Source organism: Salmonella sp. A1325, from assembly GCF_056991255.1.
Window position 1 is genome coordinate 226,343 of record NZ_JAMLWO010000005.1, and the last position, 23,803, is coordinate 250,145.

Annotated in this window: 15 protein-coding genes; 9 read left to right on the forward strand and 6 right to left on the reverse strand. The window is 55.4% G+C overall.

The window, feature by feature from the left end; translation table 11 throughout:
* Positions 1 to 3: 3 nt before the first annotated feature.
* On the reverse strand, positions 4 to 1,143 hold the full coding sequence (locus tag NAZ64_RS12395; protein WP_483640941.1) for a polysaccharide export protein: 1,140 nt from the start codon (positions 1,141 to 1,143) through the stop codon (positions 4 to 6).
* Positions 1,144 to 1,817: 674 nt separating this feature from the next.
* Between NAZ64_RS12395 and NAZ64_RS12400 the strand changes: the two genes are divergently transcribed.
* On the forward strand, positions 1,818 to 3,398 hold the full coding sequence (locus NAZ64_RS12400) for a TerC family protein (RefSeq protein WP_000454713.1): 1,581 nt from the start codon (positions 1,818 to 1,820) through the stop codon (positions 3,396 to 3,398).
* Positions 3,399 to 3,483: 85 nt separating this feature from the next.
* Here the strand turns inward: NAZ64_RS12400 and asmA are convergent, their stop codons facing one another.
* From asmA to udk, 3 genes are all read right to left on the reverse strand, one after another.
* Positions 3,484 to 5,340 carry an outer membrane assembly protein AsmA gene (gene asmA / locus NAZ64_RS12405; protein ID WP_024798500.1) on the reverse strand — a complete coding sequence of 619 codons (1,857 nt, stop codon included), beginning with the start codon at positions 5,338 to 5,340 and terminating at the stop codon, positions 3,484 to 3,486.
* Between the two features lie 38 nt (positions 5,341 to 5,378).
* A complete protein-coding gene (gene dcd, locus NAZ64_RS12410) occupies positions 5,379 to 5,960 on the reverse strand; it encodes a dCTP deaminase (RefSeq protein WP_001234783.1) in 582 nt (193 codons plus the stop codon).
* Positions 5,961 to 6,050: 90 nt separating this feature from the next.
* The gene (gene udk, locus NAZ64_RS12415) at positions 6,051 to 6,692 is read right to left on the reverse strand and encodes a uridine kinase (RefSeq protein WP_000132082.1); all 642 of its coding nucleotides are present in this window, start codon (positions 6,690 to 6,692) and stop codon (positions 6,051 to 6,053) included.
* Positions 6,693 to 7,022: 330 nt separating this feature from the next.
* Here udk and NAZ64_RS12420 point away from each other — a divergent pair, with 330 nt between their 5' ends.
* Positions 7,023 to 10,013 carry an MASE1 domain-containing protein gene (locus NAZ64_RS12420; protein WP_220569784.1) on the forward strand — a complete coding sequence of 997 codons (2,991 nt, stop codon included), beginning with the start codon at positions 7,023 to 7,025 and terminating at the stop codon, positions 10,011 to 10,013.
* Here the strand turns inward: NAZ64_RS12420 and alkA are convergent.
* Positions 9,981 to 10,850: a DNA-3-methyladenine glycosylase 2 gene (alkA, locus tag NAZ64_RS12425; protein WP_220569783.1), complete on the reverse strand. Its 870-nt coding sequence runs from the start codon at positions 10,848 to 10,850 to the stop codon at positions 9,981 to 9,983. The genes NAZ64_RS12420 and alkA overlap by 33 nt on opposite strands.
* Before the next feature lie 133 nt (positions 10,851 to 10,983).
* Here alkA and yegD point away from each other — a divergent pair, with 133 nt between their 5' ends.
* Positions 10,984 to 12,336 carry a molecular chaperone gene (gene yegD / locus NAZ64_RS12430; protein WP_000469628.1) on the forward strand — a complete coding sequence of 451 codons (1,353 nt, stop codon included), beginning with the start codon at positions 10,984 to 10,986 and terminating at the stop codon, positions 12,334 to 12,336.
* 98 nt (positions 12,337 to 12,434) lie between these two features.
* On the opposite strand, the gene NAZ64_RS12435 is transcribed toward yegD, so the two are convergent.
* A complete protein-coding gene (locus tag NAZ64_RS12435; RefSeq protein WP_105887528.1) occupies positions 12,435 to 12,494 on the reverse strand; it encodes a type I toxin-antitoxin system Ibs family toxin in 60 nt (19 codons plus the stop codon).
* A 282-nt stretch (positions 12,495 to 12,776) separates the two neighbouring features.
* Here NAZ64_RS12435 and mdtA point away from each other — a divergent pair, with 282 nt between their 5' ends.
* Genes mdtA through baeR form a run of 6 tightly spaced genes read left to right on the forward strand, consistent with a single transcriptional unit; the run spans position 12,777 to position 23,752 of the window.
* Complete coding sequence (gene mdtA, locus NAZ64_RS12440; RefSeq protein ID WP_000678813.1) at positions 12,777 to 14,018, forward strand: multidrug efflux RND transporter subunit MdtA; 1,242 nt, start codon at positions 12,777 to 12,779, stop codon at positions 14,016 to 14,018.
* A complete protein-coding gene (mdtB, locus tag NAZ64_RS12445) occupies positions 14,018 to 17,140 on the forward strand; it encodes a multidrug efflux RND transporter permease subunit MdtB (protein WP_001197797.1) in 3,123 nt (1,040 codons plus the stop codon). Before mdtA ends, mdtB begins: the two co-directional genes overlap by 1 nt.
* A complete protein-coding gene (gene mdtC, locus NAZ64_RS12450) occupies positions 17,141 to 20,221 on the forward strand; it encodes a multidrug efflux RND transporter permease subunit MdtC (RefSeq protein ID WP_058214835.1) in 3,081 nt (1,026 codons plus the stop codon).
* The gene (mdtD, locus tag NAZ64_RS12455) at positions 20,218 to 21,630 is read left to right on the forward strand and encodes an MFS transporter (protein WP_001606206.1); all 1,413 of its coding nucleotides are present in this window, start codon (positions 20,218 to 20,220) and stop codon (positions 21,628 to 21,630) included. Before mdtC ends, mdtD begins: the two co-directional genes overlap by 4 nt.
* Positions 21,630 to 23,033, forward strand: a complete 1,404-nt coding sequence (gene baeS, locus NAZ64_RS12460; protein WP_483640942.1) for an envelope stress sensor histidine kinase BaeS — start codon at positions 21,630 to 21,632, stop codon at positions 23,031 to 23,033. The genes mdtD and baeS overlap by 1 nt, the downstream gene beginning before the upstream one ends.
* Positions 23,030 to 23,752 (forward strand): envelope stress response regulator BaeR, encoded by a 723-nt coding sequence (baeR, locus tag NAZ64_RS12465; protein ID WP_000137854.1) that lies wholly within the window; start codon positions 23,030 to 23,032, stop codon positions 23,750 to 23,752. Before baeS ends, baeR begins: the two co-directional genes overlap by 4 nt.
* Positions 23,753 to 23,803: the final 51 nt, after the last annotated feature.

The window sequence follows — 23,803 nt, forward strand, 5'->3', positions numbered from 1 at the left end:
CGATTACCAGGAATGAATGTCGCTGGCCGTATCCGTCATATAACGGACACCGCTAATGGTCGGCAGCAACTGATTGATCAGACGGTTCCAGCGAGCAACCGGCGCGGTCGTGACGTACACCACATCGTAAGGCTGAAGTCGGAATTCCGTCGCCATCACCAATGACGTGGCGTCAGACATATCAAGCTGGTAGATATTGGCGATCTTGCCGCCGCGTCCTCCCTCGCCTTTCAACGGACGAATCACAAAAATGCCGCTGGCGTTGGAGGTGGTCAGATCGATGCCTTCCGCATTGCCTAATGCTTCGGTGAGCGTCATGCCGCTGAAATCCATTTTGAGGGTGCTCTGTTTTTTCACTTCGCCCATGACAAAGACTTTCAGATCGTCATTGCGCGGCACATACAGAATGTCGCCAGGGTAGAGCAAGCGGTTCTGGCTAAGATCGCCATTTTGCATCAGCGCCTGTAGCGAAATGCGCTGTTCTTTGCCGTTGTGCGTCAACACGACGTTGCGCCAGTCCGCCATATCGGTCAGGCCGCCCGCAGCGTTAATCGCATCCAGGACGGTTAGCGGTACGTTAGTAATGGCCTGCTGACCGGATTTATTCACCTGGCCGGAGATGTACGCTTTTTGCGAGCGGAAAGCGGCGATATTGACATCCACCTGCGGGTCCGCGATGTACTTCGCTAAACGCCCGGTAATATCGCTGCGAATCTCTGACAAAGTTTTACCGACGACGCTAACCTTGCCAATGTAGGGATAAAACATGGTGCCGTCCGGCTGAACCCAGTTGCCGGTATCGCTTGAGCTGCGGTACTGGCCTGCTGGCGTGGTCAATTCCGGGTGATCCCAGACGGTGACATTCAGCACATCGCCAGGCCCGACGCGATACTGATAGCTGGCAATCTCCTGGTCCAGCGACATATTCGGTTGCGCGACATTGGGCCGCGGGCGTAATTGCTCAACCAGCCGTGGCGTCAGCGGATACACATTGACCATCCGGTCGAGCTCAAAGTCAGCGTCTTGCTGTTTGATCACATCTTTCCCCATCGTAGACATATTGCTGCCCGGAAGTACTGTGCAACCACTTATCAAGCTGAGCGACGCCAATAATGGCATCAATTTCATTTTGGATTTCATCATTGATTATTTATCACTTTGGCAGAGTCATTATCCTGTGCAATTTAAATAGCGGCTTCGTCCGTGCACATTTACCTTGCAGTTAATGGCAGAGAAAATTAACTGGCATCATTCTGAAAAAAAATCAATTCATCCGCAGGCTATTGACAGAATAATAAAGGCTTATATTCAGGCTTTCAGGCACGCTACCGCCCCTGGCTTCTTAGCTACCAATACACTGATTATTCTAAATTTTCGCATTCCCCTCCGATTTCATCCTGGTTCAGATAAAAATCTTCAGCGAAATAAAGGTTACGTATTAATAGTTTTCTCGATGTCGTGACAGGATATTTAAGAGCGCTATCTTAATCCTGCAAGAATTGTTGCAGCTAACCTAATGACAGGCAAGGTAACAAACCCGCCATTCTATATTTTTAAGATTAATATTAAATGAATTAACAGATGATTTTAGGATTTTATTGATGTTGACAATATTTATTTACTCCACTCCACCTGCGATATTTCCTAAATATATTCTTGACATTATTTAGTTTCCGACAGAAACATTACGGCTATTTTAAAGTTATTTTATAGCCGCGTAACAAAGATAAATTGCTCTGCGGCATTGCATTTTTCCGCCGTATTATCCATGATCGAATTGTGACAATTGTCATATTACAGAAGGTATTGCTCTTACTATGGAATGGATTGCCGATCCGTCAATCTGGGCCGGACTGGTAACGTTAATCGTTATCGAACTTGTTCTCGGCATTGATAACCTGGTCTTTATTGCCATCCTCGCTGAAAAACTACCGCCGGGGCAGCGCGACCGCGCGCGCATTACCGGCCTGATACTGGCGATGATCATGCGCCTGCTGCTGCTGGCGTCAATCTCGTGGCTGGTCACCTTGACTAAGCCGCTTTTTAGCGTACAGGCGTTAAGCTTCAGCGCCCGCGATCTGATTATGCTGTTCGGCGGCTTCTTCCTGCTCTTTAAAGCCACCATGGAGCTCAACGAACGGCTGGAAGGGAAAGATAGCGCCAACCCTACCCAGCGTAAGGGGGCGAAATTCTGGGCGGTGGTCGCGCAAATCGTGGTGCTGGACGCTATCTTTTCTCTCGACTCCGTGATTACCGCCGTGGGGATGGTCGATCACCTGGCGGTCATGATGGCGGCAGTGATAATCGCCATTAGCCTGATGCTGCTTGCCAGCAAGTCACTGACCCGATTTGTGAACAACCATCCCACCATTGTCATTTTGTGTCTTAGCTTCCTGCTAATGATCGGCTTTAGCCTGGTGGCGGAAGGGTTTGGTTTCCACATTCCGAAAGGGTATCTGTACGCGGCTATCGGCTTCTCGGTGATGATCGAGGCGCTCAACCAACTGGCTATTTTTAACCGCCGCCGTTTTCTTTCCGCTAACCATACGCTGCGCCAGCGCACAACGGAGGCCGTGATGCGGCTGATTAGCGGTAAAAAAGAGGATGCCGAACTGGATGCGGAAACCGCTGCGATGCTGGCAGACCATGACGACAGCCAGATTTTTAATCCGCAGGAGCGCAGGATGATCGAGCGGGTGCTGAATCTCAACCAGCGCACCGTAAGTAGCATCATGACGTCGCGCCACGATATCGAGCATATCGATCTCAACGCGCCGGAAGCGGAAATCCGCGCTCTGCTGGAAAAGAACCAGCATACGCGTCTGGTCGTGACGGGTGAAAATGAACAGGAAGATTTACTCGGCGTCGTCCACGTCATCGATCTGTTGCAACAATCGCTGCGCGGCGAACCGCTCAACCTGCGGGCGCTGATTCGCCAACCGCTGGTTTTCCCGGAAACATTGCCGCTGCTGCCTGCGCTGGAGCAGTTCCGTAACGCCAGAACCCATTTTGCCTTTGTCGTAGATGAGTTTGGCTCGGTTGAAGGCATTGTGACATTAAGCGATGTCATGGAGACTATCGCCGGTAATCTGCCGAATGAAGTCGAGGAAATTGACGCCCGCCACGATATTCAGAAGAACCCGGACGGTTCCTGGACAGCAAACGGCCATATGCCGCTGGAGGATTTGGTGCAGTACGTGCCGCTACCGCTGGATGAAAAACGGGAATACCATACGATTGCCGGATTATTGATGGAATATTTGCAGCGCATACCGCAAACCGGTGAAGAGGTTCAGGTGGGCGATTATTTGCTGAAAACATTGCAGGTAGAAAGCCATCGAGTGCAGAAAGTGCAGTTAATTCCGCTGCATAACGGCGAGCCAGACCAGGAGATGTAACGTCTGTTCGCCTGCCCCGGCCTGCTTACCAGGCAGGCCGGAGGCGCGTTAACCTCGCCATCCGGCTCTGCCCTTTGGCCAAAAACTACAGCTTATCCAGCAGTTTCTTCACATCTTTACCGTTGCGGGTATCTTTATTGCGATCCGCCCAGTCGTTGAGCCGACGCTTCGCCTCATCCTGTAAATGCTTGCGCAATAACTGATCCACTTGCAGGGTATAGTTCAGCTCCTGCCACTTGCCATAGACGCGCAGCGGCACCGGCGTCTCTTTCAGGAAGGTGATCAGGTTGCTATTGCCGTTCCATCCGCCCAGCACACGCAGATTAAATTGCGTATCACAGCTCTGCTTAACCAGGTCCAGCGTTCCGCTGCCGGTTAACGCCAGCATAGAAGATTGCCCGACCATGTCGTCGAGCGTCAGCGTGCCCTTATTTAGCGTCAGATCGGTCGTGAAGCGATCCAGTCGGGTCGCATTGTCCATATTTTCCTGCGACTGCTGCGCGTCGCCGCCGCTTCGCTCTACGGCCTGCTGCACCAGTTGCTGGAAATTCATTCCTTCAAGGCGCGTATTGCTCATGTCAACATGCGCTTTTCCTTTCCAGCTGTGGCGAAATGCCTCCGCGTCAATATCCGCTCCGGAGAAATCGCCAACCAGCGACATCTTACCGGTCAGGCTAATCGGATAATTAAAGGCTTTCAGGATAGTCCCAATCTCAACATGGTTGAGGCGAGGGTGGAACTCGATGCGCGGACTGGCGGTGCGGGCGTCAAGCGTGCCGGGCAGCGACATCTCTCCGTCGGCCAGTTTCCCCTGCAACTCAGTAATATCCAGCAATCCGGCCTGATTAGACATCTTCGTCGAAACCTGGGTAAAGTCCATTCCCCGCCAGCGAACTGAATCCGCCTGTAAAGTAATCTCCGCCGTAAAGCTTTGCAGCCCCTGATAAGGCGGCGCACCAACACGCGACGCGATAACTGGCCTGGTCAGGGGGAGCGTATTTTGCCCCTGCGACACCGCGCCGCCCGTCTGTGCCACGGTGCTATGATGCGGCAACAGGTTGTCCAGATTAAGATTGCTGGACTGGAGGTCAATTTGCCATTCCGGCTGCTCCGCCAGCGTTACCTGAACATGCCCGGTCAGAGAACTGTCATTCGCCGTTAAATTTAAGTGGTTAAATGAAAGACGTTTTTGCGCTTCCTGCCACTGAGCCTGCAGTTGTCCCTGCCCCTCAATCCCCTGCGCCGGTAAATCCGCGCCCTGCAATTGCCAGCGCAGTTGCTCAATACCCGCGGTTAAATTATGCGGATAATCGGAAGCATCCACCGTTCCGCTAAACGATAAAGCAAGATCCCGCTGATCGCGGTTCACGCGTCCCGAAAAATCAAACGTGCCGCGATGCTCGGCATCTTGTTCCATATTCAGACGAATATCGCGCACCGTGACCTGATCATCATTTTCATGCTGGAAAACCAGCACGCTGTCGGCAACGCGCAGGCTACGAATATCAAACGACCAGCCGCGATCTTCCGCTACGTCCGGCAAGGTATTATCTTTCGGCGCGACCGGCGCATCATCGCTGCGTACCGCTTCCGTTTGCGGCGTCAGTTGAATCACCCCGCCTTTCAGCATCACCTGCTTAACATGAAGCTGATGACTCAATAGCGGCCATAAAGCGACGTCCAGGCGCATATTGTCAGCCCGCACCAGCGGTTCGCTGGCGCCTCGCGCCGTTAGCGTCATTCGCCCGGAAAGGATGCTGAGTTGCGGCCATACGTGCCAGCGCAGCGGCCCGTCCAGTTGCAACTGATATTCACTACGCGCGGCAACCTGCTGCACCATATAGGCGCGGAAATCATTCGGATTGACCAACAATACCAACGCAGAGAATCCGGCCACCAGCACGACCAGGAGAATCATCAGCGTCGTCAGAAATCGTCTCATGCTACCCTCAATGGACCGGCAGTATTGCGCCGAATGGCTCAGTCTTTATCAATCCGGCTGGCAACAGCGCCCTGCTGATCGCGATATTTGGCATCCTGACGGCGGTTATAAGGCCGCGCCGCCGGGCCTGACAGCGGCTCAAAGCTCAGCGCGCCGATGAGCATACCCGGACGCAACGCCAGCGGCAGCTTCCCGGAGTTGTAAAACTCAAGCACAATGCAGCCCGACCAGCCAGGATCGATACGGTGCGCCGTCACATGCACCATCAGCCCCAGACGCGCCAGCGAGGAACGACCATCCAGCCAGCCCACTAAATCCGGCGGCAGGGTAACGGATTCAAAGGTGACGGCCAGCGCCAACTCGCCCGGATGCAGATAAAATGCCTCGCCGTCCGGCAAAACGATTTCATCGCTCATCACGCGATCCAGCGCCGCGCTGACCTCATCTTTCGGCCCGCTCAGATCGATAAACGCCGCCGTATGGCCACGGAAGGTTCGAAATTTATTGCCAAGACGTACATCGACCGTCGCGCCGTTAATGCGCTCTACGGGAGGTCGCGGAGTGATAGACAAACGGCCTTCATCCAGCCAGGCTTCAATATCTCGGTCGCATAAACGCATGGCACTTTCTCCTTTCGCGCATCAAGCCCTTAAATCAAGCACATCAAGGGCTAACCAGGTTATCACTGAACGGTACACAATTCGCCAGATTTATTCAAAGAACTGGCTGATTTTCGCTTTCAGAATATCAATAGCGATGCGGTTTTTACCGCCGCGCGGCACGATAATATCCGCATATTGTTTGGAAGGCTCAATAAATTGCAGGAACATCGGACGCACCGTTTTCTGATATTGCGCCATCACCGAATCCATTGAGCGACCACGCTCGTTCACATCGCGTTTGATACGGCGCATCAAACAGATATCCAGCGGCGTATCGACAAAAATAGAGAAGTTCATCTCTTCACGCAAACGCGCGTCGGTCAGTAACAGAATACCTTCAAGAATAATCACTTTCTTCGGTTCTACGCGAACCGTTTCCTGCATACGGGTATGCTCAACATAACTGTATACCGGTAATTCAATCGCCGAACCGCGCTTGAGCGCCTGAAGATGCTGAAATAGCAGGCTGTGATCCATCGCATTCGGATGGTCATAGTTAGTTTTTACGCGTTCTTCCATCGACAGATGGCTTTGATCTTTGTAATAACTGTCTTCGGGAATAACGCCAATATGTTCGTCACCCACTTGTTCACGCAATTCGCGGTAAAGGGTACTGGCAATAAGACTCTTGCCGGAAGCCGATGCGCCAGCGATACCGATAATGACGCACTGATGAGACTGATCAGTCATAAATTTAGCGACCTGATTAACCTGGATGTAAGGAAGGGGGGCGCCGAAACGCCAAACGCGGCAATTATAGGGATTTCAGCAGCGCGATACCAGTCCGGCGCTATGCCACGGTGAATTTGTTGGCGGCGCATTCGACGTCGCGACGTAAAAGCGTTCAGTTTTAACGCGGACAGCGGATTTATCGACCCGTCTGGAGGAGGAATACGCCGGAAGCCACAATTTATATTCAGCCAGCGTATAAATCATTACGCGTTTATACTAGCATAATCACAGAGTAAACTGACGCGTCCGGTATTCCGCGACGTTACCGGCGATTCGGATAGAGTGGTAATGAGTAAACCATCCCAACATGTTTTCGTTACCGTCCCCCACCCGCTATTGCGTCTGGTCAGTTTAGGCCTGGTCGCGTTTGTCTTTACGCTCTTTTCGCTCGTATTATCGCGTGTCGGCACCCAACTGGCGCCGCTGTGGTTCCCTACCTCCATTATGATGGTCGCGTTTTACCGCCATGCGGGCCGTCTGTGGCCAGGGATCGCGGTCGCCTGCTCGCTCGGCAGCATCGGCGCCTCACTGACTTTATTTCCTGCCGCCTCGCTTAACTTTAGCTGGACGGCAATAAATATTATCGAGGCGGCCACTGGCGCGATACTGCTGCGAAAACTGCTCCCCAGCTACAACCCCTTACAAAATTTGAATGACTGGTTTCGTCTGGCTATCGGCAGCGCCGTGATTCCGCCGCTACTCGGCGGCCTGTTATTTTGGCTGATAGCGCCGGAAGCGGTCGCCTCGAAAGCGTTTCTGATTTGGGTATTATCGGAAGCCATCGGCGCGCTGACGCTGGTACCGTTAGGTTTACTGTTTAAACCACACTATCTGTTGCGTCATCGCGACCCGCATCTGTTGCTGGAAACGCTATTGACGCTGGTCATTACGCTGGCGCTAAGCTGGCTCGCTATGCGCTATATTCCGTGGCCGTTTACGTGCGTTATCGTCCTGTTGATGTGGAGTGCGGTGCGCCTGCCGCGAATGGAGGCGTTTTTAATTTTTTTAGCTACCGTTATCGTGGTCTCGCTCATGCTGGCCAATGACCCCACGCTGCTCGCCACGCCGAAAACCGACGTGATGGTCAATATGCCGTGGCTGCCTTTTTTAATGATCCTGCTGCCTGCCAATATGATGACGATGGTGATGTACGCGTTTCGCACGGAACGCAAACATATCACCGAGAGCGAATCCCGCTTTCGCAACGCGATGGAGTATTCCGCCATTGGTATGGCGCTGGTCGGTACGGAGGGTCAGTGGCTACAGGTCAATAAATCTCTGAGCCATTTTCTTGGCTATAGCCAGGATGAATTACGCACGATGACATTTCAGCAATTGACCTGGCCGGAAGACCTGAATAATGACCTTGAACAGCTAAACATGCTGGTGCGCGGCGACATCAATAGCTATTCCATGGAAAAACGCTACTACACCCGCAACGGCGATGTCGTCTGGGCGCTGCTGGCCGTCTCGCTGGTTCGGCATAAAGACAATAAACCTCTCTATTTTATTGCTCAGATTGAAGATATTAACGATCTCAAGCAAAGCGAGCAGGAAAACCAGCGGTTGATGGAGCGTATTACACAGGCGAACGACGCGCTGTTTCAGGAAAAAGAACGGTTGCACATCACGCTTGACTCTATCGGGGAAGCGGTGGTGTGTATTGATGTCGCGATGAATATCACCTTTATGAACCCGATCGCCGAGAAGATGAGCGGCTGGCGGCAAGAGGATGCTTTAGGCGCGCCATTATTAACGGTTCTGCGCATTACGTCAGGTGATAAGGGGCCGCTGCTGGAGGATATTTATCGCGCCGACAGGTCGCGATCGGGCATGGAACAGGAGATAGTGCTCCATTGTCATAACGGCGGCAGCTACGATATTCATTACAGTATCACGCCGCTCAGTACGCTTGACGGCGATAAGATTGGTTCGGTTCTGGTTATCCAGGACGTTACCGAATCACGAAAAATGTTACGCCAGCTCAGCTACAGCGCAACGCATGACGCCCTCACCCATCTTGCCAACCGCGCCAGTTTTGAAAAGCAGCTTCAACAGCGCCTGCAAACAATACAGGAATCGCCTCAACATCATGCGCTGGTGTTTATCGATCTGGACCGTTTTAAAGCGGTTAACGACAGCGCGGGACATGCCGCCGGCGATGCCTTATTGCGCGAGCTCGCGTCACTGATGCTCAGTATGCTTCGCTCCGGCGATCTTCTGGCCCGTCTGGGTGGCGATGAGTTTGGCCTGTTGCTGCCGGATTGTAATAGTGACAGCGCGCGCTTTATCGTGACGCGGCTTATCAACGCCGTTAATGAATATCACTTTATGTGGGAAGGACGCCTGCATCGGATCGGCGCCAGCGCCGGGATCACAATGATAAATAAACATAACTGCCAGCTCACAGAGGTCGTGTCTCAGGCCGATATTGCCTGCTACGCCGCGAAAAATAGCGGTCGAGGCCGTCTGACCGTGTACGAACCGCAGCACGCATTAACCTCCTCAAAGGGAATGATGCCGCTGGAAGAACAGTGGCATATGATTAAAAATAACCACCTGCTGATGCTTGCCAGAAACGTCGCGCCGCCGCGTACGCCGGAGGCCACCAGCTTTTGGCTGGTCTCACTCAGGCTGTGGACCAGCGAAGGGGAAGTGATGGAAGAGCGCGCGTTCCGGGCAGGGTTAGCCGACTCCGCGCTGCATCACGCGCTTGACCGACGGGTATTCCATGAGTTTTTCCACCATGCGGCGACCGCCGTCGCCAGCAAGGGATTAAGCGTTGCGCTGCCGCTGTCCGCCGCGGGATTATGCAGCGCGACCCTTATTGATGAGCTGCTGGAACAACTGGAGCATAGCCCACTGCCGCCACGGTTATTACACCTGATTATCCCGGCTGACGTTATCGTTAAGCAGGCGCAGACCGCCGCTGCGACTCTGCGAAAACTGCGGCAACGCGGCTGCCAGGTGATTCTCAGCCATGTCGGGCGCGATTTACAGCTGTTTAATTTACTGCCCCCGCATATCGTCGATTATTTACTGCTGGATAGCGACCTTATCGCCAACGTTCATGAAAGTTTAATGGATGAAATGCTGACCTCGATCATCCAGGGACACGCCCAGCATCTGGACATCAAAACGCTCGCCGGGCCGGTACAAAACCCACAGGTGCTGGATACGCTCTCCCGTATTGGCGTGGATCTGATTTATGGCGACACTATCGCCGAAGCACAACCGCTGGATTTATTACTGAATACCAGCTATTTCGCTATCCATTGACGGTTGCCAGCCGTGGGTATACCAGATATGCAGTAGCGCGTAGGAACGCCACGGTTTCCAGCGCTCCGCGTAGCGACGGATCTGCGCGACCGTCATCCCGGCAAAGCGCTGCTTAATTAAGTAATCATCGGGTAAAAAGATATCTTTTGCCTGCCAACCGCGCAGGGCGAAATAGTTCGCCGTCCAGCGGCCAATTCCCGGAAACGTTTGTAAATTTTTAACGCTCTGCTCAATATCCGGCGGCGCGGCGAGCGCCAGTTTTCCCGCCAACGTCGCCTGCGCCAGATGAATCAGCGCTTCGGCGCGCCGCAGAGGCATCCCCAGAGCTTTAAGCGCCAGCGGATCGGCCAACGCCAGCGTTTCCGGACCGGGAAAACAGACATAATCGGGCGCATCCGGCAACGCCTCGCCATAGCGGCGCGCCACTTTCGCCGTCAACCTTGCCGCCATCGCGACACTCACCAGTTGCCCCAGTATCGCCCGCACGCCTTGTTCAAACGTATCAACCGATCCCGGTAAACGCAGCCCCGGTCTGTCCTCGCCCAGTGACCCCAGCACGGCGGCAACCTGCGCGGGCTGGCAGTCAAGATCAAACAGACGCGAAACCTTCGCCAGACACGCCGGCGCGACGGGAAGTAATCCGGCGCTTACGCTCACCTGCACAGTGTGGGTGGGCAGATTGGGCCTCACGCTGACCAGTCCGCGATGCTCGCTCACCACCAGGCTGCGCGCATAAAAGCCCTCGCCTACCGTTTCCACGCCGTCCACCGCACGCGCGGCAAGAAAGCCCAACATCCACGACCAGTCGTAAGGCGGCTGCCAGCTCAGGGTAAACATACTTTTCTCCTTTATTTGACTTTTCAGCATAAACGCTAATCGCACGTAACGCCTTGCTTTCATATTCCAGTTGTCGCCGCGACGACATTTCGCTAAAGTCACGCCCCTTCTTCACTGGCATGGGGATTTTAAGGTGTTTATAGGATTTGATTACGGTACGGCAAACTGCTCGGTCGCCATTATGCGCGACGGGCATCCACAGTTGCTGACAATGGAGAATAACAGCGCATTACTGCCGTCTATGCTGTGCGCGCCGACGCGCGAAGCGGTGAGCGAGTGGCTGTATCGCCATCATGATGTGCCGGCAACGGACGAAGAAACCCAGGCGCTGCTACGCCGCGCGATACGCTACAACCGCGAGGAAGATATTGAGGTTGGCGCGCAAAGCGTACAGTTTGGTCTGGCGTCGCTGGCGCACTATATTGACGATCCCCAGGAGGTCTGGTTTGTCAAATCGCCGAAATCCTTTTTAGGCGCCAGCGGCCTGAAACCGCAGCAGGTCGCGCTGTTTGAAGATTTGGTCTGCGCCATGATGGTACATATTCGTCATACGGCGCACAGCCAATTGCCGGAGGCCATTACCCAGGCGGTAATCGGTCGCCCGATCAACTTTCAGGGACTGGGCGGCGATGACGCGAACCGCCAGGCGCAGGGTATTCTGGAGCGGGCGGCAAAACGCGCCGGTTTTCAGGAGGTGGTATTCCAGTACGAACCGGTTGCGGCGGGCCTGGACTACGAGGCTACGCTGCGGGAAGAGAAGCGTGTGCTGGTCGTGGATATTGGCGGCGGCACCACCGACTGTTCCATGCTGCTGATGGGGCCGCAGTGGCGTCAGCGCGCCGATCGTGAAAACAGCCTGTTGGGGCACAGCGGTTGCCGCGTGGGCGGAAACGATCTGGATATCGCGCTGGCCTTTAAAAATCTGATGCCTTTGCTGGGCATGGGCGGCGAAACCGAAAAAGGCATCGCCCTGCCGGTGCTGCCGTGGTGGAACGCCGTGGCGATTAACGACGTCCCGGCGCAAAGCGATTTTTACAGTAGCGCGAATGGTCGTCTGTTGAACGATTTGGTTCGCAACGCGCGTGAAGCAGACAAGGTCGCGTTGCTGCTCAAGGTCTGGCGCCAGCGGCTTAGTTACCGCCTGGTACGTTGCGCGGAAGAGAGCAAAATCGCCCTTTCCGGCCAGGCGGATGTTACGGCGAGGCTGCCATTTATCAGCGACGACCTGGCGGTCGCTATCAGCCAGCAAGGACTGGAAGCGGCGCTGGATCAACCGCTGGCGCGTATTCTGGAACAGGTGCAACTGGCGCTGGACAGCGCGCAGGAAAAACCGGATGTCATCTATCTGACCGGCGGCAGCGCCCGTTCTCCATTGATTAAAAAAGCGCTTTCCGAACAGCTACCGGGCATACCCGTCGCTGGCGGCGATGATTTCGGCTCCGTCACCGCAGGACTGGCGCGCTGGGCGGAGGTTGTTTTCCGCTAAGCGCCTCGCAAGCTCAGTGCTGATGGATTGACATTATTCTTGATGTGGCTTAACGTCAGGAGTGAGGGTAAGGGAGGATTCCTCCTCCCCCTGGTGTCTTAGTAAGCTGGTAGGCTAATCACTAAGAGTATCACCAGTATGATGACTACCTTCATCATAACCCTTTCCTTATTTTGGCCCCTTCCTCGGGAGGGGCTTTCCCGTTTCAGCGTCCTGCTGAAATCGGTGGCTTACCTTCATTGCCGTGCCGCCACTTTACCGCACTCCGGCGCGTTAACGATTTTCACCGATGAGAGTTGCGTAGCGCCTCGCAAAGCGGGTCGCCATTCAGAATAATCCCGACCGTGTTCCATAATTCCTCCATTTTTCTCCCTTCCCTGCTGACTACAATAGAGGGAGCAACATTCCGCAAAACGTTTCAGGATGAGAAACTTATACCGATGAAAGGCAGTAATACTTTCCGCTGGGCAATAGCGATTGGGGTTGTAGTGGCCGCCGCCGCATTCTGGTTCTGGCATAGCCGTAGCGAAAGCCCGACCGCCGCGCCGGGCGTCGCCGCGCAAGCGCCGCATACCGCCGCCGCAGGTCGCCGCGGTATGCGCGACGGCCCTCTGGCGCCGGTACAGGCCGCGACCGCGACCACGCAGGCCGTACCGCGCTATCTGAGCGGGCTGGGTACCGTGACCGCAGCGAATACCGTTACGGTACGTAGCCGCGTGGATGGTCAACTCATCGCCCTGCACTTTCAGGAAGGTCAGCAGGTCAACGCAGGCGATCTGCTGGCGCAAATCGATCCCAGCCAGTTTAAGGTCGCCCTGGCGCAGGCTCAGGGACAGTTGGCGAAAGATAACGCTACGCTGGCGAATGCGCGTCGTGATCTGGCGCGCTATCAGCAACTGGCAAAAACCAATCTGGTTTCCCGTCAGGAACTGGATGCGCAACAGGCGCTGGTCAACGAAACCCAGGGAACCATTAAAGCGGATGAAGCCAATGTCGCCAGCGCGCAGTTACAGCTCGACTGGAGTCGTATCACGGCCCCGGTCTCGGGACGCGTGGGTCTGAAACAGGTGGATGTCGGCAACCAGATTTCCAGCAGCGATACCGCCGGTATTGTCGTCATTACGCAAACGCACCCGATTGATCTCATTTTTACTCTGCCGGAAAGCGATATCGCGACCGTAGTTCAGGCACAGAAAGCGGGGAAAGCGCTGGTCGTAGAAGCCTGGGATCGGACTAACTCGCACAAATTGAGCGAAGGTGTGTTGCTCAGTCTGGACAACCAGATTGATCCCACGACGGGAACGATCAAAATTAAAGCGCGCTTTACCAATCAGGACGATACGCTGTTCCCCAATCAATTTGTGAACGCCCGGATGCTGGTCGATACCGAACAAAATGCCGTTGTGGTGCCTGCCGCGGCGGTGCAAATGGGCAATGAGGGCCACTTTGTGTGGGTGCTGAACGACGAAAATAACGTCAGCAAGAAGCGGGTAAAAATCGGTATTCAGGATAACCGAAACGTGGTGATCAGCGCAGGCTTGTCGGCAGGCGATCGCGTCGTTACCGATGGTATTGATCGGCTGACGGAAGGCGCAAAAGTCGAGGTCGTTGAGCCGCAAACCACCGTGGCGGATGAAAAATCCCCTTCCCGCCATGAAGGTCAAAAAGGAGCGCGCGCCTGATGCAGGTATTACCTCCGGGCAGCACGGGCGGCCCTTCGCGTCTGTTTATTCTGCGCCCCGTGGCCACCACTCTGCTGATGGCGGCGATTTTACTCGCCGGGATTATCGGCTATCGCTTCCTGCCCGTCGCCGCTTTGCCGGAGGTCGACTACCCCACTATTCAGGTTGTTACGCTCTACCCTGGCGCCAGCCCGGATGTCATGACCTCCGCCGTCACCGCGCCGCTTGAGCGCCAGTTCGGCCAGATGTCGGGACTTAAGCAGATGTCGTCGCAAAGCTCCGGCGGCGCATCGGTGGTAACGCTACAGTTTCAGTTGACGCTGCCGCTGGACGTTGCCGAGCAGGAAGTACAGGCGGCGATTAACGCAGCCACCAATTTATTGCCTTCCGACCTGCCGAATCCGCCGATTTATAGCAAAGTCAACCCGGCGGACCCGCCGATTATGACGCTTGCCGTCACCTCAAACGCGATGCCGATGACCCAAGTAGAGGACATGGTAGAAACCCGCGTGGCGCAGAAGATCTCGCAGGTCTCCGGCGTCGGACTGGTGACGCTTGCCGGCGGGCAGCGCCCTGCGGTACGCGTAAAACTGAATGCTCAGGCTGTCGCCGCGCTCGGTCTGACCAGCGAAACGGTCCGTACCGCAATTACCGGCGCCAACGTCAACTCGGCGAAAGGCAGTCTGGATGGCCCCGAACGGGCGGTGACGCTTTCTGCTAACGATCAGATGCAGTCTGCCGACGAATACCGCAGGCTTATCATCGCGTATCAAAACGGCGCGCCGGTACGGTTGGGCGATGTCGCCACCGTCGAACAGGGGGCGGAAAATAGCTGGCTCGGCGCATGGGCGAATCAAGCGCCGGCTATCGTGATGAACGTTCAACGCCAGCCTGGCGCCAATATCATTGCGACAGCGGACAGCATTCGCCAGATGCTGCCCCAGCTTACCGAGAGCCTGCCGAAATCGGTGAAGGTCACGGTCCTGTCCGATCGCACCACCAATATTCGCGCTTCCGTGCGCGATACCCAGTTTGAACTGATGCTGGCGATCGCGCTGGTCGTCATGATTATCTATCTGTTTTTACGTAACATTCCCGCCACAATTATTCCCGGCGTCGCCGTACCGCTGTCGCTTATCGGCACCTTTGCGGTGATGGTATTTTTGGATTTTTCCATTAATAACCTGACGCTGATGGCGCTCACTATCGCCACGGGTTTCGTGGTGGACGATGCGATTGTGGTGATCGAGAACATCTCGCGCTACATCGAAAAAGGAGAAAAACCGCTGGCGGCGGCGCTCAAAGGCGCGGGCGAAATCGGCTTTACCATTATTTCCCTCACCTTTTCCCTGATTGCGGTGCTGATCCCGTTGCTCTTTATGGGCGATATTGTTGGTCGACTGTTCCGCGAATTTGCGGTGACGTTGGCGGTAGCGATTTTAATCTCCGCCGTCGTCTCTTTGACGCTCACGCCCATGATGTGCGCGCGTATGCTCAGCCAGCAATCTCTGCGTAAACAAAACCGCTTTTCCCGCGCCTGCGAGCGGATGTTTGACCGCGTGATCGCCAGCTACGGACGCGGATTAGCGAAAGTGCTCAACCATCCGTGGCTTACATTGAGCGTGGCATTCGCCACGCTCCTGCTCAGCGTTATGCTGTGGATAGTCATCCCGAAAGGGTTCTTTCCGGTACAGGATAACGGCATTATCCAGGGGACGCTGCAGGCGCCGCAATCGTCATCGTATGCCAGTATGGCGCAACGTCAGCGCCAAGTGGCGGAGCGGATATTACAGGACCCGGCGGTGCAAAGTCTGACGACTTTTGTTGGCGTAGACGGCGCTAACCCCACGCTGAATAGCGCGCGCCTGCAAATTAATCTCAAGCCGCTGGATGCGCGTGATGACCGCGTGCAGCAGGTGATCTCCCGGCTGCAAACCGCCGTGGCGACGATTCCCGGCGTGGCGCTGTATCTCCAGCCGACGCAGGATTTAACCATCGACACGCAGGTCAGCCGCACGCAGTATCAGTTTACCCTGCAGGCCACGACGCTCGATGCGCTCAGTCACTGGGTGCCAAAACTGCAGAACGCGCTACAGTCGTTACCACAGCTCTCTGAGGTAAGCAGCGACTGGCAAGATCGGGGATTAGCGGCCTGGGTGAATGTCGACCGCGACAGCGCCAGCCGTCTGGGTATCAGCATGGCGGATGTGGATAACGCGCTCTACAACGCGTTCGGGCAACGCCTGATTTCAACGATTTATACCCAGGCGAACCAGTACCGCGTCGTACTGGAACATAATACCGCCAGCACGCCGGGACTGGCGGCGCTGGAGACGATTCGCCTGACGAGCCGCGACGGCGGCACCGTACCGCTCAGCGCAATTGCCCGCATTGAGCAGCGCTTCGCTCCGCTCTCTATCAATCATTTAGATCAGTTCCCGGTTACGACATTTTCGTTTAACGTGCCGGAGGGCTATTCGCTCGGCGATGCGGTGCAGGCGATTCTCGATACGGAAAAAACGCTCGCCCTGCCAGCGGATATTACAACGCAGTTTCAGGGCAGTACGCTCGCCTTCCAGGCGGCGCTGGGCAGCACCGTCTGGCTTATTGTCGCCGCCGTGGTGGCGATGTATATCGTGCTCGGCGTGCTGTATGAGAGTTTTATCCATCCGATCACGATTCTCTCAACGCTGCCTACGGCGGGCGTCGGCGCGCTGCTGGCGCTGATCATCGCCGGTAGCGAGCTCGATATTATCGCCATTATCGGCATTATTTTGCTGATCGGCATCGTGAAGAAAAACGCCATCATGATGATTGACTTCGCCCTCGCCGCCGAACGCGAACAGGGGATGAGTCCGCGCGACGCTATCTTCCAGGCCTGTCTGCTGCGTTTTCGACCGATTCTGATGACCACGCTGGCGGCGTTGCTCGGGGCATTGCCATTAATGTTGAGTACCGGCGTTGGCGCGGAATTACGTCGCCCGTTGGGGATCGCGATGGTGGGCGGCCTACTGGTCAGCCAGGTATTAACTCTGTTTACCACACCGGTGATTTATCTCCTGTTTGACCGCCTGTCGCTGTACGTGAAAAGTCGCTTTCCGCGCCATAAAGAGGAGGCGTAGATGCGCTTTTTCGCCCTTTTCATCTACCGCCCGGTCGCCACCATTTTGATTGCCGCCGCCATTACGCTGTGCGGCATTCTGGGCTTCCGTCTGCTGCCGGTCGCCCCGCTGCCGCAGGTCGATTTCCCGGTGATTATGGTTAGCGCCTCGCTGCCGGGCGCCTCGCCGGAAACCATGGCTTCGTCGGTGGCGACGCCGTTGGAACGCTCTTTGGGACGCATTGCAGGCGTCAATGAAATGACTTCCAGCAGCTCGCTCGGCAGTACGCGCATTATTCTCGAATTTAATTTCGATCGTGATATTAACGGCGCGGCGCGCGACGTGCAGGCCGCCATCAACGCCGCGCAAAGCTTGTTGCCAGGCGGAATGCCCAGCCGCCCGACTTATCGCAAGGCCAATCCATCCGACGCGCCGATTATGATTTTAACGCTCACCTCGGAGAGCTGGTCACAGGGCAAACTGTATGATTTCGCCTCTACCCAACTGGCGCAAACCATCGCGCAAATTGACGGCGTCGGCGATGTTGACGTCGGCGGCAGCTCCCTGCCCGCAGTACGTGTAGGCTTAAACCCGCAGGCGCTCTTTAACCAGGGCGTCTCGCTGGATGAGGTCCGCGAAGCGATCGACAGCGCCAACGTACGCCGACCGCAAGGCGCAATTGAAGATAGCGTCCACCGCTGGCAAATCCAGACCAACGACGAACTGAAAACCGCCGCCGAATACCAGCCGCTGATTATTCACTATAACAACGGCGCGGCGGTACGCCTGGGCGACGTCGCCAGCGTCACCGACTCGGTGCAGGATGTCCGTAACGCCGGGATGACGAACGCTAACCCCGCTATTTTGTTGATGATCCGCAAGCTGCCGGAGGCCAACATTATTCAGACGGTCGACGGCATCCGGGCAAAACTGCCGGAACTGCGGGCAATGATCCCCGCCGCTATCGATTTACAAATCGCCCAGGATCGTTCGCCGACGATTCGCGCATCGCTGCAAGAGGTAGAAGAGACGCTGGCTATCTCTGTCGCGCTGGTGATCCTGGTGGTGTTTTTATTCCTGCGTTCCGGGCGCGCCACGCTAATCCCCGCCGTCGCCGTTCCCGTTTCGCTCATCGGCACCTTCGCCGCCATGTATCTGTGCGGCTTCAGCCTCAACAATCTGTCGCTGATGGCGCTGACTATCGCGACCGGATTTGTCGTTGATGATGCCATTGTGGTGCTGGAAAATATCGCTCGCCATCTGGAGGCGGGAATGAAACCTTTGCAGGCGGCATTACAGGGTACGCGAGAAGTTGGGTTTACGGTCATCTCCATGAGTCTGTCGCTGGTGGCGGTATTTCTGCCGCTGCTGTTAATGGGCGGCCTGCCAGGACGCTTATTACGGGAATTCGCCGTTACCCTCTCGGTGGCGATTGGCATTTCGCTGGTGGTCTCGCTCACGCTGACGCCGATGATGTGCGGCTGGATGCTTAAATCAAGCAAACCGCACACCCAACCGCGTAAACGGGGCGTTGGCCGTTTGCTGGTCGCCTTGCAACAGGGTTACGGCACGTCGTTAAAATGGGTGCTTAACCATACGCGTCTTGTCGGTGTGGTTTTTCTTGGCACCGTTGCGCTGAACATCTGGCTTTATATCGCCATCCCTAAAACATTCTTTCCGGAGCAGGATACCGGCGTGTTGATGGGCGGTATTCAGGCTGACCAGAGCATCTCTTTCCAGGCCATGCGCGGCAAGCTGCAGGATTTTATGAAAATTATTCGCGACGATCCGGCGGTGAATAATGTCACTGGTTTTACCGGCGGATCGCGGGTGAATAGCGGCATGATGTTTATTACGCTGAAGCCGCGCGGCGAACGCAAAGAGACGGCGCAGCAAGTCATTGATCGACTGCGGGTCAAACTGGCAAAAGAACCCGGCGCCAGGCTGTTTCTGATGGCGGTACAGGATATTCGCGTCGGCGGGCGGCAGGCTAACGCCAGTTACCAATATACGTTGCTGTCTGACTCTCTGGCGGCACTGCGCGAATGGGAGCCGAAAATACGCAAAGCGCTCTCGGCCCTGCCGCAACTGGCGGACGTAAACTCCGATCAGCAGGATAACGGCGCGGAGATGAACCTTATCTACGACCGCGACACCATGTCACGACTGGGCATTGATGTTCAGGCCGCAAACAGCCTGTTAAATAATGCTTTTGGCCAGCGGCAAATTTCCACCATTTATCAGCCGATGAACCAGTATAAAGTGGTGATGGAAGTCGATCCGCGCTATAGCCAGGATATCAGCGCGCTGGAGAAAATGTTTGTTATCAACCGCGACGGAAAAGCGATCCCCCTCTCTTATTTCGCCCAATGGCGGCCCGCCAATGCGCCGCTGTCGGTGAACCATCAGGGACTTTCCGCGGCGTCCACGATTGCCTTTAACCTGCCGACCGGCACATCGTTATCGCAGGCGACGGAGGCCATTAATCGCACCATGACGCAGCTTGGCGTCCCCCCGACGGTACGCGGCAGTTTTTCCGGAACGGCGCAAGTCTTCCAGCAGACCATGAATTCGCAGCTTATTTTGATAGTGGCGGCGATCGCTACCGTCTACATTGTGCTGGGGATACTGTACGAAAGCTACGTCCATCCGCTGACCATTCTCTCTACTCTGCCATCGGCGGGCGTTGGGGCGCTTCTGGCGCTGGAGCTCTTCAATGCCCCTTTCAGCCTAATCGCCCTGATAGGGATCATGCTATTAATTGGCATTGTGAAGAAAAACGCCATTATGATGGTCGATTTTGCGCTTGAAGCGCAACGAAGCGGCGGCCTGACGCCGGAACAAGCCATTTTCCAGGCCTGCTTGTTACGCTTCCGTCCAATAATGATGACCACGCTGGCGGCGCTGTTCGGCGCACTGCCATTGGTGTTATCTGGCGGAGACGGTTCGGAATTACGACAGCCGTTGGGGATAACCATTGTCGGCGGTTTGGTCATGAGCCAGCTTCTGACGCTCTATACCACGCCAGTGGTGTACCTCTTTTTCGACCGTCTGCGGCTGCGTTTTTCGCGTAAAAATAGCAAACCGGTAGTAGAGATATGACAGAACTTCCTGACAACACCCGCTGGCAACTCTGGATTGTGGCATTCGGCTTTTTTATGCAGTCGCTGGATACCACCATCGTCAACACTGCGCTGCCCTCCATGGCGAAAAGCCTGGGGGAAAGCCCGCTGCATATGCACATGGTAGTGGTGTCATATGTTCTTACCGTCGCCGTGATGCTCCCCGCCAGCGGCTGGCTGGCAGATAAAATCGGCGTGCGTAATATTTTCTTTGCCGCCATTGTGCTGTTCACGCTGGGTTCGCTGTTTTGCGCCCTCTCCGGCACGCTTAATCAACTGGTATTAGCGCGGGTTTTACAAGGCGTAGGCGGCGCGATGATGGTGCCAGTCGGACGCCTGACGGTCATGAAAATCGTGCCGCGCACGCAATATATGGCGGCGATGACCTTCGTCACCCTACCGGGACAGATCGGGCCGTTACTCGGCCCCGCGCTGGGCGGGGTGCTGGTGGAATATGCTTCATGGCACTGGATATTTCTGATCAATATCCCGGTGGGAATTGTCGGCGCTATGGCGACCTTTATGCTGATGCCAAACTACACCATAGAGACCCGGCGCTTTGATCTGCCGGGGTTCCTGCTGTTAGCTATCGGCATGGCGGTACTCACGCTGGCGCTGGACGGTAGTAAAAGCATGGGGATTTCGCCCTGGACATTAGCCGGACTTGCTGCGGGCGGCGCGGCAGCCATTCTGCTCTATCTCCTCCATGCCAAAAAAAACTCAGGCGCGTTATTCAGCCTGCGATTGTTCCGCACGCCCACGTTTTCACTGGGGTTGCTGGGCAGTTTTGCCGGGCGTATCGGCAGCGGTATGCTGCCGTTTATGACGCCGGTCTTTTTGCAAATTGGTCTTGGTTTTTCACCGTTTCATGCCGGTTTGATGATGATCCCCATGGTGCTGGGCAGCATGGGAATGAAGCGGATTGTGGTGCAGATAGTTAACCGTTTTGGCTATCGTCGGGTTCTGGTGGCGACCACGCTCGGACTGGCATTGGTTAGCCTGTTGTTTATGTCGGTCGCGCTGCTCGGCTGGTATTATCTCCTGCCGCTGGTACTGCTTTTGCAGGGAATGGTGAACTCGGCGCGCTTTTCTTCCATGAACACCTTAACGCTAAAAGACCTTCCCGATACGCTGGCCAGCAGCGGCAATAGCTTATTATCGATGATTATGCAGCTCTCGATGAGTATCGGCGTCACTATTGCCGGAATGCTGCTGGGTATGTTTGGCCAACAGCATATCGGGATAGACAGTAGCGCCACACATCACGTCTTTATGTACACCTGGTTATGTATGGCGGTTATTATCGCGCTACCGGCGATAATTTTTGCCCGCGTGCCGAACGATACACAGCAAAACATGGTCATTTCACGGCGTAAAAGGAGCCTGTAATGAAAGTCTGGCGGCCCGGAATCACCGGCAAGCTGTTTCTGGCGATTTTCGCCACCTGCATCGTGCTGCTGATCAGTATGCATTGGGCCGTGCGCGTCAGTTTTGAACGCGGATTTATTGACTATATCAAACACGGCAACGAGCAGCGGCTACAAATGCTGGGCGATGCGCTGGGCGGCCAGTACCAGCAACACGGCAACTGGCGTTTTTTACGTAACAATGATCGCTTCGTTTTCCAGATTCTGCGTTCATTTGAGCATGACAACGACCGCGATAAACCCGGCCCCGGTATGCCGCCGCACGGTTGGCGCACCCAATTCTGGGTCGTCGATCAAAATGGCCGGGTGCTGGTCGGCCCACGCGGTCCGGTGCCGCATGACGGTACTCGCCGCCCCATTCTGGTCAATGGCGTCGAAGTCGGCGCGATTATCGCCTCGCCTGTCGAGCGGCTGACGCGCAATACGGATATTAATTTTGATATGCAGCAGCGGCGCGCCAGCTGGATGATCGTGGCGTTATCAACGTTGCTGGCCGCGCTGGCGACATTTTTGCTGGCGCGTGGCCTGCTCGCCCCGGTCAAACGGTTGGTCGAGGGTACGCACAGACTGGCGGCGGGGGATTTTACCACGCGCGTGACCCCAACCAGCGCCGATGAGCTGGGAAAACTGGCGCAGGACTTTAACCAGCTTGCCAGCACGCTGGAAAAAAACCAGCAGATGCGCCGCGACTTTATGGCGGATATTTCCCACGAACTGCGCACGCCGCTGGCGGTATTGCGCGGCGAACTGGAAGCCATTCAGGATGGCGTTCGCCAGTTCACGCCAGAATCGGTTACCTCGCTACAGGCGGAAGTCGGTACGCTTACCAAACTGGTTGACGACCTGCATCAGCTTTCGTTGTCTGACGAGGGCGCGCTGGCTTACCAAAAAACGACCGTCGATCTTGTCCCCCTGTTGGAAGTCGCTGGCGGCGCGTTCAGAGAGCGCTTTACCAGCCGGGGGCTAACGCTACATTACACGTTGCCGGATAGTATGACCGTCTTCGGCGACCCGGATCGCCTGATGCAACTGTTTAATAATCTACTGGAAAATAGTCTGCGCTACACCGACAGCGGCGGCGGCCTGCATATTTCCGCCGAACAACGCGACAAATCATTATTCCTGACCTTTGCCGATTCTGCACCGGGCGTCAGCGATGAACAGTTACAAAAGCTTTTTGACCGTTTTTACCGCACGGAAGTGTCCCGTAACCGCGCCAGCGGCGGTTCTGGACTGGGGCTGGCGATATGCGTCAATATTGTACACGCGCATAACGGTCATCTTCACGCCGCTCATTCGCCTTTTGGCGGGGTTAGCATTACAGTAGAGTTACCGCTGGATCGCGATTTACAGAGAGAAGTATGACTGAATTACCCATTGATGAAAACACGCCGCGCATTTTGATTGTTGAAGATGAACCCAAGCTGGGACAGCTGCTTATTGACTACTTACGCGCGGCGAGTTACGCCCCCACGCTCATCAATCATGGCGACAAGGTACTGCCGTATGTGCGTCAAACGCCGCCGGATCTGATCCTGCTGGATCTGATGCTGCCGGGTACCGATGGTCTGACGCTATGCCGGGAAATTCGCCGTTTTTCCGACATCCCCATTGTGATGGTCACGGCCAAAATCGAAGAGATCGATCGGCTGCTTGGGCTGGAAATCGGCGCCGATGATTATATCTGTAAGCCTTACAGCCCGCGCGAAGTCGTGGCCCGCGTGAAAACCATTTTGCGCCGCTGTAAACCGCAGCGCGAACTCCAGCAGCAGGATGCCGAAAGCCCGTTAATGATTGATGAAAGCCGCTTTCAGGCCTCCTGGTGTGGTAAAGCGCTGGATTTAACCCCCGCTGAATTCCGCCTGCTAAAAACCTTATCGCTTGAACCGGGTAAAGTTTTTTCCCGCGAGCAGTTGTTAAACCACCTCTACGACGACTACCGTGTGGTGACCGATCGTACTATCGACAGCCACATTAAAAACCTGCGCCGTAAACTGGAATCGCTGGATGCCGAACAGTCATTTATACGCGCAGTCTACGGGGTGGGATATCGCTGGGAAGCGGATGCGTGTCGCCTGGTATAATGATTATTGGCATAACAATAACAAGGTCGTAAGACGATATTTTCCGCCAAC